General features: G+C 71.5%; 20 protein-coding genes and 1 riboswitch. Of the genes, 5 read left to right on the top strand and 15 right to left on the bottom strand.

Translation table 11 applies throughout. The annotated features are described in order from the left end of the window. Positions 1–36 precede the first annotated feature (36 nt). Positions 37–474, top strand: a complete 438-nt coding sequence (locus P3T34_RS31780) for a hypothetical protein (protein ID WP_280669493.1) — start codon at positions 37–39, stop codon at positions 472–474. Positions 475–484: 10 nt separating this feature from the next. On the opposite strand, the gene P3T34_RS31775 is transcribed toward P3T34_RS31780, so the two are convergent. From P3T34_RS31775 to P3T34_RS31760, 4 genes are all read right to left on the bottom strand, one after another. Continuing rightward, a complete protein-coding gene (locus tag P3T34_RS31775; RefSeq protein ID WP_280669492.1) occupies positions 485–1,690 on the bottom strand; it encodes a family 16 glycosylhydrolase in 1,206 nt (401 codons plus the stop codon). A 4-nt stretch (positions 1,691–1,694) separates the two neighbouring features. Beyond that, positions 1,695–1,808, bottom strand: a riboswitch (cyclic di-AMP (ydaO/yuaA leader). A gap of 199 nt (positions 1,809–2,007) precedes the next feature. Next, positions 2,008–2,742: a LuxR C-terminal-related transcriptional regulator gene (locus P3T34_RS31770; RefSeq protein WP_280669491.1), complete on the bottom strand. Its 735-nt coding sequence runs from the start codon at positions 2,740–2,742 to the stop codon at positions 2,008–2,010. A 55-nt stretch (positions 2,743–2,797) separates the two neighbouring features. Beyond that, positions 2,798–3,871, bottom strand: a complete 1,074-nt coding sequence (locus P3T34_RS31765) for a class I SAM-dependent methyltransferase (RefSeq protein ID WP_280669490.1) — start codon at positions 3,869–3,871, stop codon at positions 2,798–2,800. 98 nt (positions 3,872–3,969) lie between these two features. Beyond that, on the bottom strand, positions 3,970–4,164 hold the full coding sequence (locus P3T34_RS31760; protein ID WP_280669489.1) for a DUF1059 domain-containing protein: 195 nt from the start codon (positions 4,162–4,164) through the stop codon (positions 3,970–3,972). 196 nt (positions 4,165–4,360) lie between these two features. Between P3T34_RS31760 and P3T34_RS31755 the strand changes: the two genes are divergently transcribed. Further along, complete coding sequence (locus tag P3T34_RS31755; protein WP_280669488.1) at positions 4,361–4,696, top strand: MoaF N-terminal domain-containing protein; 336 nt, start codon at positions 4,361–4,363, stop codon at positions 4,694–4,696. A gap of 54 nt (positions 4,697–4,750) precedes the next feature. Here the strand turns inward: P3T34_RS31755 and P3T34_RS31750 are convergent, their stop codons facing one another. Further along, positions 4,751–5,956, bottom strand: a complete 1,206-nt coding sequence (locus tag P3T34_RS31750) for an alpha/beta hydrolase-fold protein (RefSeq protein ID WP_280669487.1) — start codon at positions 5,954–5,956, stop codon at positions 4,751–4,753. A gap of 92 nt (positions 5,957–6,048) precedes the next feature. After that, a complete protein-coding gene (locus tag P3T34_RS31745; protein ID WP_348534714.1) occupies positions 6,049–6,711 on the bottom strand; it encodes a TetR family transcriptional regulator in 663 nt (220 codons plus the stop codon). Between the two features lie 151 nt (positions 6,712–6,862). Here P3T34_RS31745 and P3T34_RS31740 point away from each other — a divergent pair, with 151 nt between their 5' ends. After that, the gene (locus P3T34_RS31740) at positions 6,863–7,627 is read left to right on the top strand and encodes an SDR family NAD(P)-dependent oxidoreductase (RefSeq protein WP_280669485.1); all 765 of its coding nucleotides are present in this window, start codon (positions 6,863–6,865) and stop codon (positions 7,625–7,627) included. Positions 7,628–7,702: 75 nt separating this feature from the next. On the opposite strand, the gene P3T34_RS31735 is transcribed toward P3T34_RS31740, so the two are convergent. Genes P3T34_RS31735 through P3T34_RS31720 form a run of 4 tightly spaced genes read right to left on the bottom strand, consistent with a single transcriptional unit; the run spans position 7,703 to position 10,052 of the window. Further along, positions 7,703–8,626, bottom strand: a complete 924-nt coding sequence (locus tag P3T34_RS31735; protein WP_280669484.1) for a phosphotriesterase — start codon at positions 8,624–8,626, stop codon at positions 7,703–7,705. Beyond that, positions 8,623–8,754 (bottom strand): hypothetical protein, encoded by a 132-nt coding sequence (locus P3T34_RS31730; RefSeq protein WP_280669483.1) that lies wholly within the window; start codon positions 8,752–8,754, stop codon positions 8,623–8,625. Before P3T34_RS31730 ends, P3T34_RS31735 begins: the two co-directional genes overlap by 4 nt. 35 nt (positions 8,755–8,789) lie before the next feature. Further along, positions 8,790–9,377: a DUF4865 family protein gene (locus tag P3T34_RS31725; protein ID WP_280669482.1), complete on the bottom strand. Its 588-nt coding sequence runs from the start codon at positions 9,375–9,377 to the stop codon at positions 8,790–8,792. A gap of 36 nt (positions 9,378–9,413) precedes the next feature. Beyond that, positions 9,414–10,052 (bottom strand): TetR/AcrR family transcriptional regulator, encoded by a 639-nt coding sequence (locus P3T34_RS31720; RefSeq protein ID WP_280669481.1) that lies wholly within the window; start codon positions 10,050–10,052, stop codon positions 9,414–9,416. A gap of 81 nt (positions 10,053–10,133) precedes the next feature. Between P3T34_RS31720 and P3T34_RS31715 the strand changes: the two genes are divergently transcribed. Both P3T34_RS31715 and P3T34_RS31710 read left to right on the top strand, forming a co-directional pair. After that, positions 10,134–10,472 carry a tetratricopeptide repeat protein gene (locus tag P3T34_RS31715; RefSeq protein ID WP_280669480.1) on the top strand — a complete coding sequence of 113 codons (339 nt, stop codon included), beginning with the start codon at positions 10,134–10,136 and terminating at the stop codon, positions 10,470–10,472. A gap of 198 nt (positions 10,473–10,670) precedes the next feature. After that, positions 10,671–11,219 (top strand): GNAT family N-acetyltransferase, encoded by a 549-nt coding sequence (locus tag P3T34_RS31710; protein WP_280669479.1) that lies wholly within the window; start codon positions 10,671–10,673, stop codon positions 11,217–11,219. A 60-nt stretch (positions 11,220–11,279) separates the two neighbouring features. Here the strand turns inward: P3T34_RS31710 and P3T34_RS31705 are convergent, their stop codons facing one another. From P3T34_RS31705 to P3T34_RS31685, 5 genes are all read right to left on the bottom strand, one after another. Further along, positions 11,280–11,651, bottom strand: a complete 372-nt coding sequence (locus P3T34_RS31705) for a nuclear transport factor 2 family protein (RefSeq protein WP_280669478.1) — start codon at positions 11,649–11,651, stop codon at positions 11,280–11,282. A gap of 136 nt (positions 11,652–11,787) precedes the next feature. After that, positions 11,788–12,012, bottom strand: a complete 225-nt coding sequence (locus P3T34_RS31700; protein ID WP_280669477.1) for a hypothetical protein — start codon at positions 12,010–12,012, stop codon at positions 11,788–11,790. A gap of 3 nt (positions 12,013–12,015) precedes the next feature. Continuing rightward, complete coding sequence (locus P3T34_RS31695) at positions 12,016–12,213, bottom strand: nuclear transport factor 2 family protein (protein WP_280669476.1); 198 nt, start codon at positions 12,211–12,213, stop codon at positions 12,016–12,018. A gap of 111 nt (positions 12,214–12,324) precedes the next feature. Next, entirely contained in the window at positions 12,325–13,110 is a 786-nt protein-coding gene (locus P3T34_RS31690) for a hypothetical protein (RefSeq protein WP_280669475.1), read from the bottom strand. Between the two features lie 104 nt (positions 13,111–13,214). Beyond that, the gene (locus P3T34_RS31685) at positions 13,215–13,661 is read right to left on the bottom strand and encodes a DUF1772 domain-containing protein (protein WP_280669474.1); all 447 of its coding nucleotides are present in this window, start codon (positions 13,659–13,661) and stop codon (positions 13,215–13,217) included. Positions 13,662–13,711 lie beyond the last annotated feature (50 nt).

Genomic DNA, 13,711 nt, shown 5'->3' with positions numbered 1-13,711 from the left:
GACACGTGCGCGCGCGGTGGCGTAGCGTCGATCGGCATGACGCCTCTGCTGACCCCGCTGCTCACCACCGCGCTGCTGCTCGCCCCCGCGAGCGCCGACCTCAGGCCTGTGCCGCTCCCCGCGGTCGAGGCCCAGCCGGGCGGCACCGCGACGGTGCACGCGCTGGTCGCCAACGGGGGGCCGGACACCGCCGGGGCGTTCACCGTGGTGCTCCGGCTGCCCGCCGGGGCGACGGCGATCGGGCCGTACTTCCCCGCGGCATGCACGGTCGACCCGAGCGCGACGCGGGTCCGCTGCCCGTTCCCGGCCGGGCTGCCCGCGCTCGGGTCGGCGACGGCGCTGGTGCCGGTGCGGATCGCCGCGCAGGCCCGCGGCACCCTGCGCGGCCGGATCACCGTGCAGAGCGCCGCCGACCCGGATCCTTCGAACAACACGGCGGAGTTCGAGATCCAGGTCGGCGGCGCGGGGGCCTGACGGGTAGTGCTTAGCGGTACACGCGGACGTAGTCGGCGGCGAAGCTGATCGGGGCGGTGCCCTGCGGGCCCGGGTGGTACTCGCCCGCGCCGACCGACAGGTTGAGGATCAGGTAGGCCGACCAGTTGGCGCCGACACCGGTGTTGTCGGAGTAGACCTTGACCCCGTTGACGTACCAGTCCACCGAGTTGGCGCCGTAGTACGTGCCGATGGTGACCCACTGGCCCGGCTTCACCGCGCCGGCGTTGGTGTAGTAGTCCTGCCCGGGGTTGACGTGGTTGGTCAGCTCCAGCAGGTTCGGGTTGTCCGGGTGGTACTCGAAGGAGTCGACCTCGTTGCCACCGTTCTGCCAGGTCCACAGCGCGGGCCAGGCGCCGGAGCCGGTCGGCAGCTGGACCCGGGTCTCGGCGTAGTCGCCGGTCTTGACCTTGAAGCCCTCAGCGGTGCCCTCGGTGGTGAGCAGCCCGGTGGTCCAGGCCTGCTTGCCGTTCTCCAGGATGTGGCTGCTGGGCTGGGCGGTGAAGGTGGCCACACCGTTCGCCGTCTGCACGTCGGACGGGTCCAGCCAGTCGAGCTTGTTGTCGTCCGGGTTGTGGGTGCCGTACTTGTACGAGCTGGTGGTGGCCGACTGCCAGTGCGGGTCCTGGGCGAGCGGGGTGTTGAACTCGTCGGACCAGGTGAGGGTCTTGCCCGCGACGGGCGAGGCGGGCGCGGGCGCGGGGGTCGGCGCCGGAGCGGGCGTCGGGGTCGGGGTCGGCGCGGGCGCGGGGGCAGGCGTCGGGGCCGGGGCGGGCGCCGGCGCGGGCTTCGAACCGACGGTCAGGGTCTGCGTCGTCAGGTTGTGCCAGGTCCCGGCGATGTCCTGGTAGAAGCCGAACTCACTGTACGTACCGGTCGGGAACGTCCGGGCGGCGGTGGTCAGCGTCAGACCGCCGGGGCAGATCCGCGCGTTGGAGAGCGAGCCGGGGAAGTCGAGGTTGTTCCCGGCCGCGTCCCGCACGCCGACGCCCACCGTGCGCGCGGTGAAGCAGCTGGAGGAGTGCAGCGTGAGGGAGGCGGTGGTCGCGCTCCCGGCGGGTGCGGTGGTCGGGGTCAGCCGGTCCTGGGTGACGCTGAGCGCGCTCGCGGCCTGCGCCTGGACAGCCACCGGGACGGCCAGCAGGCCGACCACTCCGGCTATCGTGCCAAGGCGTGCGGGGGTACCAGAAAAGATCATGGGGTTCCTCTGCGACGCCTGCGGGGTGAGCTGTCGGGTTCGGGCCCTGAGAGGTCGGCCCGGCCGTCGACGGACGGCTTCACCCCGAGTCGCGGCCACGCGCGCACATGCGCAGGCGGGGTCGCGGCAACTGACCTGGTTCCCCCACTCCTGCCCATGCGGTGCCGTGGTGCCCGCCGGCGGGTGGGCAGGACTCGGCGTCCCGGCGGCAGGGCCCGCCAGAGGCGGACGGACTGCAGCCTAGGCAGACGGTCCGCATACGGACAAGGAGCTGTCGGAAAGCTCACACGGGCTTTACAACAGCCCCGGGAGCACGCTCAGCGCCGCTGCGCGGCCTCCCGCCAGAGCGTGGCCGCCGCAACCCGGCTGTGCACCCGCAGCTTGGCGTAGGCGTGCTCCAGGTGCTTGTCCACGGTCCGCTCGGAGACCTCCAGACGGCGGCCGATCTGCCGGTCCGTCAGGCCCGACGCGAGCAGGTCGAGCACCGCGGCCTCGCGTGCCGTGACCTCCGCCGGCAGCCGTACGGGCGGCGCGAGGCGGTCCAGCGCGTGGGTCAGCCGGGCCCGCAGCAGGGTGGCGCTCGCGAGGTCGGCGTCACCGAAGTCGGTGCCCGCGCGATTCACCACCAGGCAGACGGTCCGTCGCCCGCTGCGCGCCCAGCCGGCCGGGAAGGCCATCGCCAACTGGTACTCGACGCCCGCCGGGCACAGCGCCTCGGCGTAGGTGCCCAGTCGGTGGTACTCGGTGCGGGACTGCAGGTCGGAGCGGCGCAGCGGCACGCCGGTGCCGGTGTCGGTGTGCCGGAAGAGCGAGTCATCGCGCGCGTACCGGAAGAAGCCGGCCACCGCCTCGGGGCTGAACAGGTCGGCCGGCGCGGTGACCGGGTGGCGCCCGGTCGGCGTACGGGTCGACCAGGTGAGGCTGTCCCCCGGGACGGCCCCGAGCAGCGCCGGGAACAGCGCCGGAAGGAGCGTCTCCTCGTCGACGGCATCGAGCAGGAGGTCGATCACGGCGAAGATCCGCCGCAGACCCGCCTCCCCGGACGGAGCCACTCTTGGAGCGTGCTCCGTCCGGGGAGGCGGGTCAAGCCGGGCCCGACATTCCGGCTTACCTGCTGGCGGCGTACACCCGGTTCACCGGGCTCTCGGCGGCCAGCTTCCAGTGGTGCAGTCCGGCTTCGTCGGCGATCCGCCGCATGGCGCCCTCGCCGGCGTGGTTGCCCATCGCCTGCGGCCCGTGCTGGGCCAGCGCCGAGGGCAGGCAGACGGCGACCGACGCGGAGACCACCGCGCGGCCGATCGGGTTGGCGTTCTCCCGGACGTCCGCCGAGACGTTGGGCTCGACGATCATGCAGCTGCCGTCCGCGGCGAGCGCCTCCCGGGCGTGCTCCAGCGCGCTGCCCGGGTCGCCCATGTCGTGCAGGCAGTCGAAGAAGGTGATCAGGTCGTAGCCCTCGCCGGGGAAGTCCTGCGCGCTGGCCACCTCGAAGCTGACCCGGTCGGCCATCCCCTGCTGCTCGGCGTTGCGGCGGGCCGCCTCGACCGAGGGCTGGTGGAAGTCGAAGCCGTGGAACGTCGAGGCCGGGTAGGCCTCGGCCATCAGCAGGGTCGACCAGCCGTAGCCGCAGCCGATGTCGGCGACCTCCGCGCCCTTGCGCAGCTTGCCCTCGGTGCCGTTCATCGCCGGGATCCACTCCGGGACCAGCGAGCCGCTGTAGCCGGGGCGGAAGAACTTGGCAGTGCCGGCGAAGAGCGCGTTGCTGTGCTCCTCCCAGCCCACCCCGCTCCCCGTGCGGAAGGCCTCCATCAGGACGTCCTCGGTGCCGTACAGCGCCTGCATCATGGTGAAGAACCCGGCCGCGTAGGTCGGCATGGACGGGTCGGCGAGCACCGCGGCGTGCTCGTCGGGCAGCAGGTAGGCGTCCTTCTCGGGGTCGTACATCACGTACTCGCCGGCCACCTGCGCGGCCAGCCACTCCCGGACGTAGCGCTCGTGCAGGCCGGTCTTCTCGGCGAGCTCCATGGAGCTCATCGACCCCGAGCCGGCCATCGCGGTGTACAGCCCCAGCCGGTCGCCCAGCGAGGTGCACAGCCCGGCCGCCGCCGCGCCGCCGTCGGCCACCACCCGCATCAGGAACTCCATCACCTTGTCCTGGTCCAGGTTCTCCATCTGCATGGCCATCGGGACCGCCTCCTCGTCGCCTCCCCCCACTCCAGCAGGCAGCGGGAACCCCGCGCCATACGGGGAATCCCGTACGGCGCGGGGTCCGGGTGACGCTGTCAGGTGTGCTGGAGGATCAGCTCGTCCTTGAGGCCGGCCCTGATCTGGGCCCGCAGCTCGGCGGAGTCCGCGTGGCCGTGCACCGAGACCGCGTGCTCGGTGGCGCAGCGCACGACCTCCTCCTCCTCGCCGGAGATGGCCAGTGAGCAGTTCATCTCGCTCGGGTACTCGCGGCAGTCGGCAACCTTGCGCATGATCGACCTCCCGACGTCCCGCCGCGCCGCGCTGACCGGCGGGCCACCAGCTGGCCGGAGGACCGGCATACGGCGGTACGGGCGTGTCGCACGGCCATTATCCCTCCGACGGCACGGTCCGATAGCTTGGAGACGCAAAGCCTTTGGGGGGCGATCGTCTCCCTCACCCGGCCCGGAAACGAGGAACTCCGCCAGCATGACCGAGACCGATCCCCTGCCGGGCTTCGCCGGCCGGACGTACCTCTTCCAGGTCGACAACGGCGCCGCCTTCCGCAACTCCTACTCCAGCGACGGCTCGCGGCTGCGCTGGGAGGGGCTCGGCGAGTCGGCCGGGCAGTGGGACGACGTCGCGCTGCACGTGGCACGGGTCGCGCCCGAGGTGTACTTCGTCAGCTGGACGGAGAAGAGCGGCCTCACCGTCAGCCATGTGATGGACCTGGCGGCGCTCACCGTGCGGGTGTTCTGGACGTACGAGGGCGAGGGCGGCCGGGTCGGCGAGCTGCACACCGGGACGCTGCGGCCGGTGGCCTGAGCCCGCTGACGGCTTCCAGCTGACGGGGCCTCCGGTCTCGCCGCCTCGCCGGGTTCAGGACGGTGGCGCCAGGTGCTGCGAGAGCCACTCCAGTGAGCTGGGCATCAGCCGGCTCCAGGTCTGGAGGTTGTGGCCGCCCGCTTCCAGCATGCTGTACGAGATCGTCATCGGGCCCTGGACGGCGGCCACGAACCGGTCGGTCTGCTGCCGGTAGTCGCCGTCGCCCTGCTTGGTGCCCGCCACCAGCACCGAGACGGCGGGCGCCGGCAGGTTCTTCAGCCGCCACACCAGGTCGGCCTGGTCGCGCAGTTGCTGACTCCCGGCGAAGAGGTCACCGGTGGTGTCGTCCTCGGCCGCCTTGTAGTAGCCGGAGAGCGAGACCGCGGTCGGGAAGACCTCGGGGTGACGCATCGCCAGCTTGAGCGCGCAGTAGCCGCCGGTCGAGTCGCCCATCACGCCCCAGCCGCGACCGTCCGGGATGACCCGGTACGAGGCGGCGATCACCTTCGGCACGTCCTGCGAGAAGTACGCGTCGGAGGGCGGGCCGCCGGGGACGTCCTCGCACTCGGTGTCGCGCGGCATCGCCGGGGAGGGACGCATCAGCACCAGCACGGTCGGCTGCATCTTGCCGGACAGGTTCAACCCCAGTGCGGTACCAGGGTAGTTGAGCCCGGTGACCAGGTTCCTGGCATCCCCCGGGAAGCCGGTCATCACGACCACGGCGGGGAACTTCCGGTTCGCGTAGGCGGGCTGGAAGTACTGCGGCGGCAGGTAGACATAGGCGTCGGTGGTCAGGCCGGACTGCGCTCCGGTGATCCGCACGGCGTCGATCTGCCCGGCCTGGGCCGGCTCCCGGCCGACCGCGCCGCCACCCTGGACGTCCTCCCTGCCGAGCGGCTGCACCGGGATCGGCCGACCACCGGACCCGCGGCCGCCAGACCCGCCGCCGGACCTGCGGCTGTCGGCGCCGATCCCGGCGAGGTCGGCACTGGTCGGCAGCTTGCTCTGGACGGTCACCGGCGAGGTGTCGCCGCCGCCCAGCAGTTCGTCCCAACTGCCGTAGAAAGCAAAGTAGTTGTTGGCCAGCAGGCCGAGCGCGACCAGCAGGGTCAGCTGGGTGGCCAGCAGCGCGGCGATCCGTCCGAGCACCGCCTGCCAGCCCTGCCGGGCCAGCCGGGGCCAGATCCGCACGGTGCCGGCCATCGCCGACAGGGCCACCAGGATCGCCAGTGCCAGCACCTTGTGGCTTGTCAGACCCATGTACGCCCTACTCCCGCTACTCCCGCGCCGTGTCTACCGGTGTCGTACACCGGCGTATACCCTGCCCAGCGGTTCCCTACCGGTGCGTCACCCTAGTCGGTCGGGCGGCCCTCCCCCGACCCGGCGGGCCCGCGGGCGTCGTCCCAGAGCCGCAGGCCGGCGGTCAACTCCCTTACGCAGCGCGCCGCCAGCTCGCCTGGCGAACCGGGTCCGGTGACGTCCACCTCGGTGGCCGCCCAGCTCTCCAGGGCGACCCGGATCGCGGCGGTGGCAGCGGCCGCCGCGAGCCTGATCTCCAGCGGGTCGGCGGCCGGGCCGCAGCGGGCGGCCAGCACCGGCACGAGTTCGTCCTCGGAGTTCTGGTGGACGGCCTGCCAGACGATCCGCAGCCCGGGGTCGGTCAGCAGCCGGCGGGTGGCCTGCAGGCCCTGCGCCATCTGCGGGTCGCCGGGCGTCAGCGCCTCGACCGCCGCGCGCTCCAGCACCTGCGGCACCGGCAGGTCGGCCGGGCCGCTCACGATCAGCTCCACCCAGCGCCGTCCACCGGCCGCGAGCAGCGGGGCGACGGCCTCCTCCTTGGTGCGGAAGTAGCGGTAGAAGGTGCGCAGCGCGACGCCCGCGCGGCGCGCGATCTCCTCGGCGGTGGTCGCCTCCGCGCCGCGCTCGGCGAAGAGCTCGGCGGCCGCGGCGGCGATCTCCAGCTGGGTCTCGGCACGGCGGCGCTCGGTCAGCGAGGGGCGGGTGGGTTCGCTCATGCGTCCCACGCTACGCCCGATGCCTACTTGGCGCATGTAGCCATGCTGGCGTACAACGCCATGGTGGCACGTTGTGCCATTCGAGCGTACGGTGGCAGAGCGGGTCCACGGGAGCCGTCCCCCTTTTTGAGCTTTTGAATGGAGCACCACCATGCAGCGCTTCACCGGTCGTCGAGTCCTCATCACCGGCGGCGGCTCGGGCATCGGCCAGGCCACCGTCCACCGGATCCTCGCCGAGGGCGGCCGGATCGTCACCGTGGACGTCAACGAGGCCGGCCTGCTGGCCACCGCCGAGCGGGCCGCGGCCGACGGCACCGCCGACCGGCTGACCACCGCCGTCCTGGACATCTCCGACGAGGACTCGGTGCGCTCGGGCGTGGCCGCCGCCCTGGACACCCTCGGCGGCCTGGACGTCCTGGTCAACGCGGCCGGCATCCTGCGCTCCTCGCACACCCACCAGACCAGCCTGGAGTTCTGGAACACCCTGCTGAAGGTCAACCTGACCGGCACCTTCCTGATGGTGCGCGAGGCGCTGCCCGCCCTGCTGTCCACCGGCAGCGGCGTGATCGTCAACTTCAGCTCGACCTCGGCGACCTTCGCCCACCCCTACATGGCCGCCTATGCCGCGACCAAGGGCGGCATCCAGTCGTTCACCCACGCGATCGCCCAGGAGTACTCCAAGCAGGGTCTGCGCGCGGTCTGCGTCGCCCCCGGCAGCATCGACAGCGGCATGACCAACAACCCCGGCCTGCCCGCCGACACCGACTTCAGCCTGCTCGCCAAGCTCGCGCCGGCCCTCGGCCACGGCTTCGCCGGGCCGGACACGGTGGCCGGCGTCATCGCGATGCTGGCCAGCGACGACGGCGCCTTCATCACCGGCACGGAGATCCGGATCGACGGCGGCACGCATATGTGAGCGGGCGGCTGCCGAGCGGGCGGCTGTGAACAGGCGGCTGCCGAGCGGGCGGCTTGAGCGGGCGCTCGCGCCTGGTCAGCGGCTGGGCCCCCAGTGCGCCGCGAAGGCCCGAGCGGGGTTGCCGCGGAAGATCAACTCAGCCTGCTCCGCGCCCAGTTCGCGGATGATCCGCGGACGCAGCCCGGTCAGCAGGAACGGCATCCCCGGACCGCCGCCGCTCGCATGCCGGGCAGCGGCGGTCGTGGTGTCACCGCCCAGCAGCAGGCGGTCGCCGTGGCCGGCCTCGACGAGCGCGATCATCACGTCCAGCAGCCGCCAGTCGGTGGCGTGGTTGGCCGTCGACGGCCCGTCGAACGCCAGGTACGCCCCCGCCTCGGCGAGCTCGCGGTGCACCCTCGGGTCCGGGAATCGGTTGAGGTGCCCCAGCACGACGGACTGCGGCGGCACGCCGAGCCGCCCGCAGAGCAGTTCCAGGACGTCGAGCGCGCCGGTGCCCAGCTCGTGGTGGACCCCGATCGGCGCCCCGGTCGCATGGTGCGCCTCGGCGGCGGCCGCCATCACGATCCGGGCGTGCTCGTCCAGGCCGTGATATCCGCCGGCCACCTTGATCAGCCCGGCCCGCGGTCCGTCGCCGCGGATGCCCGCCGTCAGCTCCGCCGTGAAGAGCTCGGCCAGCCCGTCGTAGAGCTCCGCGGGCACCAGCCGGTCGTAGTGCGCCGCCCGGTGCAGCCCGGTGGCGGCGACCAGGTGGATGCCGCTGCGGCGGGAGAGCTCCGCGAGGTGGTCGGCCCCGCGCGCCATCCCGTACGGGGTCCACTGGACGACCGCCCGGCCGCCGGCCGCGTGGAACTCCGCCAACTCGGCCGCGGCGGCCCGCGGATCGTCCAGCTCCTGGCCGGGCAGCTGCGGGCTGCGGAGGAAGAGGTGGTCGTGCGCGTCGCAGACGCCCAGCTCGGCCGGGTCCAGGTCGCCGAGCACCGTGCGGACGGCGCCGCTCACCGGTCCAGCCCCGCGAACGTGGCGGCTGCCACCCGGAGCGCGGCCAGCGCCGCGTCCTGGGTCTGCTGGTCCTGCAGCTGGTAGCCGACCTCGCGGTCGAGCACGCGCTGGGTCATGCTCGGGGTCATGCTCTGGGTCTCCCGTTGCTCGGTTTGTCGATTCATCACCAGTGCCGCCTCTGGGGCAGGTTGTCCAGTTCGGGGCTGCTCAGGTGCAGGACCTGGTAGTGGTCGCCGTCAGCGCCGTCAGCGCCGTCCGGCTGCTCGACCCAGAGGGTGAAGGTGACCAGTTCCCAGCGCTCGGTGTCGATGGCCAGCGCGGTGGAGTGCACACCCGGTTGCCGGTGCGGCAACTCCGCGAGCGCCCGTTCGATGGCCTCGGCCGGATCGCACGCCGGCGGGACGGACTCGACCCGCCGAATCGCCGTACGCGGCACGCTCGTACGCGCCGGGCCGTCGCGGAACGCCAGGCCGAGCCAGGAGCGGACGGCCGGGCGGCCGAAGTCGTTGCTGAGCGCCCGGAAGCCCGGACCCCAGAGGAAGCAGTTCATCCCCTCGGCCGAGTGCCAGAGGTAGAACGGCGCGTACTGGTTGACCGGCGAGCCGGCCACCCCGCGCTCGCGGATCAGGAAGGCCTTCAGGCCGAGCCCCGCAAAGTCGTCCAGCAAGTGGCCCTTGTCGGCCACTCGTTGACGGATGATCCGCATGTCGTAGTCGGCCGGGAGGGTGATCTCGTACTGCATGGCCTGCACGGTCGTGCCCCCATCTCTCGATCTCTCGCCTGGTCTTCAGCTCTTGCCGTCTCCGTCGGTGCTGCAGTCGGTGCTGCCGTCGGTGCCGCAGGCGGTGCCGCTCACCTGGGTGGCCAGCAGCGCGAGCGCGCCGCGGATCGCCTGGCGGAAGGGCTCCTCGGAGCCCGCGGCCCGGGCGAGCACGTAACCGCCCTGGACCACGGCCACCACTGCGGCGGCCAACTCCTGCGCCGGCGGCCCGGGCAGCAGCTCACCGCGCCGGCGCCCCTCCTCGATCACCCCCGCGATCAGCTCGCCCAGCCGGTCGAACGTCTCCCGCACCGGTGCCCGCAGCGCCTCGTCGGCGATCACCTCCGGATCCTGCGCCATCCGCCCGACCCGGCATCCGCGCAGCACGTCGCGCTCGCGCAGCAGGTACCCGGCGATCCGCTCGTACGCGGTGCCGGGTGCGGACAGCTGCGCCTGCGCCTGGCCGAGCAGCTGCTCGGCGCTGCGGCGCATCGCGGTGGTGGCGAGGTCGGGCTTGCCGCTGAAGTGGTGGTACATGCTGCCCTGGCCCACCCCGGCGCGCTGCTGGATCGCCTTGGGACTGGTGCCGACGTAGCCGCGCTCCCAGAGGAGCTCCTGGGTGCTCTCGATGAGCCGTTCCTGCGTTGCCATGATCAGAGTGTACATACTAGTAGGTACAGCGGGAATAGTTGAATCTTCACCCGTTGTTGTTGTGGACCAGACCCGACCATCTGAGGAGCGACCGACGTGACCGCCTTCACCACCACACCCGCCGAGGAGTACGCGCGCGCTCAGCTGTTCTTCGACTCCAGGGCCTACGCCGACGCCGCCCTGATCCTGCGCGAACTGGTCGCCCAGGAGCCGGGCAACCTCTCGGTCCGACTGCTGCTCGCCCGCAGCTACTACCACTCGGCCCAGCTCACCCGCGCAACCGCGGAGCTGCACCGCATCCTGGAGCAGGACCCGGCGGAGAGCTACGCCCGCCTGATGCTCGGCCGCACCCTGCAGCGCCGGGGGCACCACGACGAGGCCCGCCCGCACCTGCGGCTCGCGGCGGCGATGACCGGCGACCTGCCGGAGCAGTAGCCGCCGGGCGGGGCCGGCGGGCGGGCGGGCCACGACGGAGCGGCTGACAGAATCTGTTAACCGTCAGCCGTCAGCCGTTATCCGTCAGCTGTCATCGGTCAGGTGTCACCCGTTGCTCGACCCGATCCGCAGCCAGCCGCCGCAAAAGTCGGCTGGCCCGACTTCTCCCGCCCAGCAGGGGAACGGGATGATGCCCGGATGACCGATCACCTCTCGCCCCACGTCTCGCCCTCATCGCCAACCGTGGAGCGGCTCACGCACTACACGAAGGTCGAACAGAGCCAGATCCTCGGCGACGGCGCCGACCCCTTCGGCGTGGCCGATCTCGGCTTCAAGTGGCTGCCCAAGGAAGAGCACTTCGGCATCAGGCGGGCAGGACGCCTCGTGGCACACACCGGCCTGTTGAGGATCCCCCTGTCGATCGGCGGGGTCGACACCCCGGTGGTGGGCGTGGGCGGCGTGGCCGTCGCGCCTGACCAGCGAGGACGCGGACTGGCACGGCTGGTGGTAGCGGGCGCCCTGGACCACGCACGGACGATGGGACCGACGTACGGGCTGCTGTTCTGCCGTCCCCCGCTCGTGGCCCTCTACCAGCGGCTCGGCTGGCGGGCGCTCGAGCAGGACGTCCAGGTTGATCAGCCAGCGGGACCCGTGATCATGCCGCTCCACACCATGTGGACGCCACTGCACGATGCCGAGGCCAGCTGGCCCGCCGGCACGGTACGCCTGCTCTCACTCCCCATGTAGGGGAGCCCTGGCACAGACGAGGCCGCCGGCTCCGACCGGCGGAGCGCCCGGACCGTCGCGCTAGGACGGTTGGGCTCCCCCGCCGACGAAGGTGTAGAGCTCCACGATGACGCCGTCCTTGCAGTGGGCGATGTCCATTCCGGTAGCGACGGGCGGTTGACCGGCGGGGCCGAACTGGAAGCCCAGGTGGCCGAGATCGTCGTTGACGGAGACGGGACCGTCGGGCCGGAAGACCCAGTCCGGGGCCTGCGCACGCAGCTCCGTGGCGCGCTGGGCGAGCGCCTCTCGGCCTCGGACGACGCGGTCGGGTTCGTGCCACACGACGTCCTGGGCGTAGGTCTGCGCGATGGCCGCGTTGCGGCGCTCGGCGTCCGGTTCATTGAAGACGTCGAGGAGGTTGCGGCGCATCAGGTCGGCGACGGCGCTGTTCATGGGCGGTCCTCCGGGTTGGCTTGCAGGGTGAGTTGTGGCCCGGCCGGCAGTCTCACGCGACGTACGCACGGTCTCCCCCGATTACTCCGAATGCGGCATGTCCCCCGGCCCTCCATGCCGCGCTACTCGGACGTCCTCAACTCATCAGCTCGGGCGCGAAGTAGTCACGCAGTCGAGCGATCTTCCCGTCCCGGATGCGGAAGATCTGCACCAGCGAGACAGCCACGTCCTCCCCGTCTCCGTCGCCGTCTCCGTCCCCGTCGAAGATCGTGTCGATCTCGGCGATGAACACGTCGGGATCAGCGGTGGTGTGCAGCACATATCCGGACTTCTCAAGGTTCGGCGAGCGGTGGTCCTTCACCGGTTACTCGTAGTACGCCGCCATCGCGCTACGGATCGCGTCGCGACCCACCAACCTCCTGGGGAAGGTAGCGCCGGCAGGCATGAGCGGCGCCTCGAAGACACCGTCCGCGGCGAAGGTCTCGGCAAGAGCATCGGCGTTCCGGGTCATGGCCCCGGCGTAGAGGTAAGTCTCGAAGATCTGCTGCGGCGTTCGGGACACGGCGGGCTCCCTGGAGTCGGACTTGGACTCGGACTTGGAAAGCCAGACAATCACAGTGACGCTCTCCGGGAACGCCGACCCTCGACTCGTTCATCGACGTCATCAACGACCTCAGCCAGATCTCCGTCCTGCTCCAGCCGCCGCGTTGTGCAGGTGCTCCAAGGCCGTCCGTATCTGGCGGTGACCGGCTTCGCTGCTGGACCACAAGCGCGTACGGCGGCGCGGGTTCGCGCGATCCCAGGTGTCGTAGTCCAGGACGGCGACGGTCTCCGACAGCCGCCATCGTGAGGAGCCCCACGAGGCTTCAGGGACTTCGACGAGGCCGTCGATGAGTTCGACAGCTGCGGCAGTTGAGGCAGCTGCGGCGTCTGACGCAGCTTGACTGTCCATGGGCCACGGCCTCCATGTCGCGACTGCGTCGGTGAGGGCATGGGATTCGATCAAGTGCGGGATCGATGGGGCGGTCGGGAGGTAGGGGCTGCCGCCGTCGACGTCGGTGCCCACGCTCCCGTCGGTGTGGATCAAGTCCCGGCAGGGCTTCGACACCCGCTCCCCGGTCCACGCGAAGTACCACCCGCCTCGCCTGGGATCCGGCCACGCCCGGGTGTTCAGGCCGAAGTGGTCGTATTCCCATCCGCAGGACGTCTCGTGCCGCTCCCCGTTCACGACCCAGCTGCGCCGAACCGAGTAGCGGAGGCCGCCGAACTTCTGCTCGAAACCCTCGCACCGGAGGATGAGCTCCATGGGAGCGGGAACGAGCCTGCCCGCGTGGTCGCGCACCCGCCAGAACTCGATCGGCGACCCGAACCGGGAGGGACTCTCACGTCGGCCCGCACGGCGCAGGAACTCCTGTGCACGAGTGGAGAGTTCGGATGGTTCTTCCAGGATGTGCAGCACCCTGAACTTCATTTCCCTGGGAAGGTGTGACGGTCAGGCAGCCACGATACCGGGCGCTGGCGCAGGCTCGGGGAGTGCGCCCCGCGCGGTCTCGACCCGCGGGCTCAGGTGAGGGCGGCGGCCAGCAGGGCGAAGGCGGCGATGATGACGGCGACGCGGGCGTAGTGGAAGCGGTCCCAGCGGTTCATCTGCTCCTTCCAGTCCTCGGGCCGGTTCTCGGGGGTCCACGTCTTGCCCTGGTTGTTGATCGGGACGAGCAGCAGGAGCGACATGATCACGCTGAGGATCAGCAGCGCGCCGGCGATGACGACGAGGCCGGTGCCGTGGCGGTGCCATCCGGCGATGGCCCAGACCGCGCTCAGGACGAGCGAGCTGATGTACCAGACCGGCATCGCGGCGCCGAGCATCCGGCCGCCGTGGGCGCGGCCGAGTTGGCCGCTGTCCTCGGGGAGTGCGTTGAGGATCGGGTTGATGACGAAGGCGACGGAGAACTCCACCCCCACCATCACTCCGACGACCACGATGGTGACGACCTTGAGTGCGTCGAGCATGATGACCCCTCCTGGGATCTAGCGCTGCTAGGTGATGAGGCAACGCTAGT

This window comes from Kitasatospora sp. MAP12-44, assembly GCF_029892095.1.
Lineage (GTDB): Bacteria > Actinomycetota > Actinomycetes > Streptomycetales > Streptomycetaceae > Kitasatospora.
Note: the sequence above shows the minus strand (reverse complement) of the source record. Positions and strands in the feature narration are given on the sequence as shown.